The 2849-nt window shown below is 72.8% G+C and carries 2 protein-coding genes; both read right to left on the reverse strand.

All coding sequences use genetic code 11. The features are described 5' to 3' along the window. Positions 1–76: 76 nt before the first annotated feature. Positions 77–1486 carry a vanillate/3-O-methylgallate O-demethylase gene (gene ligM / locus KDL28_RS13850; protein ID WP_252438524.1) on the reverse strand — a complete coding sequence of 470 codons (1410 nt, stop codon included), beginning with the start codon at positions 1484–1486 and terminating at the stop codon, positions 77–79. A 264-nt stretch (positions 1487–1750) separates the two neighbouring features. Then, entirely contained in the window at positions 1751–2668 is a 918-nt protein-coding gene (locus KDL28_RS13855; protein ID WP_252438526.1) for a methylenetetrahydrofolate reductase, read from the reverse strand. Positions 2669–2849 lie beyond the last annotated feature (181 nt).

The following is a 2849-nucleotide window of genomic DNA, read 5'->3' on the forward strand; positions in this document are numbered from 1 at the left end:
GGGGGGGGGGGCGGGGGGGGGGCGGGGGGGGGCGGGGGGGGGGGCCGCCCCCCCCCCCCCCCCCCCCGACGGGGTCTCAGACGGTGACCGCGCTGCGCCAGCCGGGCTGGTAGCTCTCGCGCACGACGGTCGAGTACGGGGCCGGGCTGACCACGGCCCGGACCTCCAGCTGCTCGTGCGGCTGGACGGTGGTCTTGCGGGAGCCGCCGTCGGGCTCGCCCCAGACGACGGTGACCTCGGCGCCGATCGGGACGTCGGGGTTCACCGTGCCCAGCGAGAGCACCTTGCGCTCGTTGGCGCTGTAGCCGGTGAACATCGACAGCCCGACCACGGTGCCGTTGGCGTCGCGCACGGCGTCGTAGTTGGACGAGCCGTAGTTGGCGTTGGGCAGGTCGAAGAACTGGTAGGTCGGGCCGTCCTCGGCGACCGGGTTGGCCAGCAGCTTCGCCACGTCCTCGGCGTTCCAGGCCAGGGTGACCTTGCGGCGCTGGCTGTCCTTGTCCGCGGCGATGGCCTGCAGCGCGTCGCGGCCGACGAAGTCGTGGTCGAACTTCACGAACGAGCCGTAGCCCAGCTCCCACGGGTTGACGTAGTAGTCCTTGATGTCGTCGGAGACGAAGCTGCCGGCGATCGCGTTGGTCGCCTCGTAGCTGTCGGCGCCCAGCCACTCGCGGTAGGGCCGCAGCTCGTCGCTGGTGTAGATGGCGGGCAGCGGCGAGGGGATCCAGCCCGACTCCAGGGTGTTGCAGGCGTAGGCCCGCGAGCCGCACGGCTCCAGGCCGAACTCGCGCCCGGCCTCCAGGATCGTGTCGCGCACCTGGTCGTAGGACTCGTAGGGGCCCCAGATCTCCAGCCCCGGCGCGCCGGCCATGCCGTGGCGCAGGGTGCGGACCTCCTGGCCGCCGATCCGCATCGTGCCCATCCGGAAGAACTTGACCTGCTCGACCGTGCCGCCGTTGAGCTTCTCGATCACGTCCCAGGCCCGCGGGCCCTGGATCTGGAAGCGCCACACGTCGCGGGTCACGGCCTTGCCGTAGGGGCGCATCGGCGAGCGGTTGTCCAGCCGGACCTCCGCGTTGTAGCCGGTGCCGCCCTTGAACAGCAGCCAGTTCGCCACCGGGGCGCGCCCGACGAAGACGAACTCCTCCTCGGCCAGCCGGAACAGGATGCCGTCGCCGATGACGCCGCCCTCGGGACCCACCGGCACGAACTGCTTCGCGCTGTCGACCGGGAAGTTGGCGAAGCTGTTGATCCCGGTGTCGGACAGCAGCTTGAGCGCCTCGGGCCCGGAGAGCCACAGGTTGGCCATGTGGTGGGACTGGTCGAACAGCACGGCCGAGTCGCGCCAGGCGTTGACCTCGCGGCGCCAGTTGGTGAACTCCGCGGGGACCACCGGGTAGATGTAGGCGCCGAGTTGGGAGTTCCGCAGGGTCTCGACCGTGCTGCTCCCGTTGTCCAGCACGTCCTGGAGGCTCTTAGCGCTCATGTGTGCCCACCCGTTCTCCGTTGCGGTACCGGGACGCGCAGCGGCGCCGCGCGGTGTGCCGGCCTCGTCGGCGGCCCGGTACGAACCAGCCGTCGGGCAAAAAGTTACGCAGGCGTTGTGGAACCCGACACCGGGCAATGGCGTGACCATCCCCGCCGTGCGCGACGGTGGTGCCCGCGTCATATGACGTAGCGGCCCGCGCCGGGCGCGATGGGAACGCGAACGGCCCCCGCTGCCGGAGCAGCGGGGGCCGTGGCCGGGGGTTCAGGAGGAGAGCCGGGCGATCCGGTCGCGGCGCCAGGCCTCGGTCTTCTCCAGCTCGTTGAACGTGAACACGTGGAAGCCCTCGATGCCGTGGTCGGCGCCGCCCAGCTGCGGGGCCAGGGCCTCGACCAGCCGCTTGGGGTTGTAGCCGCCGGGCAGGAAGAACCGCCACAGCATGTTCTGCTGCTTGGCCAGGAACCGCGCCGACGGCCCGAGGCCGAGCCCGGCCGCGATGCGCACCAGCTTCTGGCGGCTGACCACGCCCGGGATGCCGACCCGGATCGGTGTCGCGACGCCGTCCGCGCGCACCCGGCGGGCCCAGCGCAGGATGGTGCCCGCGTCGAAGCAGAGCTGGGTCACGAGCTGGGTGGCGTGCGGTGCCTTGTCCCGCAGCGCCTTCTCGATCAGCTCGTCGGAGATCGTGCCGTGCCCCTCGGGGTAGCCGCCGATGCCCACCGTGCGGAACGGGTGGCCGACGGCGTCCAGGCGCTGCAGCAGGCTCAGCGCGTCGGGGAACTCCCCGGCCGCCTCCGGCGCGTCCCCGCCGATCACGAAGACGCTGTCCACGCCGGCCTCGCGCATCCGGGCGACGATGTCGACCAGGTGGGCCTCGTCGCGGACCAGCCGGGCGGCCAGGTGCGGCGCGGTGGCGTAGCCGTGCCCGCTGAGGCGCTCGGTCAGCTCCAGCGTGCGGTCCAGGCCGCGGGCCTCGGTGGTGGTGACCGTCAGCGCGACGTCCTTGGGGACGTGGGCGAGCACCGACTCCTCGGTGTTCTTGAACGGCAGGATCTCGTAGCTGGCGTTGCGCAGCGCGCGCGCCAGCACCGTCCGCTGCGCCCGGGCCGTGGCCCGCCCCTCGCGGTCGGAGGGCCCGTCGCTCCCGGAGGGCGTCGCGGCATCCAGAATGTCGGAGCTCATGATCGTCGCAAGACCTCTCCTGGTCGCATTCGTTGACCGGTACCGGAAACGGTAGGAAAACGCGGGCCGCGCGGAATCGCGCGGATGACCGGACGCCGGCGGGGCCGGCGGGGGGGGGGGGGCGCCCCCCCCCAACCCCCCCCCGGGCCCCCCCGCGCCCCCGCCCCCCCGGCGGAGGGGG

It is taken from the genome of Pseudonocardia humida (assembly GCF_023898865.1).
GTDB lineage: Bacteria > Actinomycetota > Actinomycetes > Mycobacteriales > Pseudonocardiaceae > Pseudonocardia > Pseudonocardia humida.

Coding starts and splice junctions, on each gene's coding strand:
- ligM (WP_252438524.1), bottom strand. CDS start 1,486: ATGAGCGCTAAGAGCCTCCAGGACGTGCTGGACAACGGGAGCAGCACG.
- KDL28_RS13855 (WP_252438526.1), bottom strand. CDS start 2,668: ATGAGCTCCGACATTCTGGATGCCGCGACGCCCTCCGGGAGCGACGGG.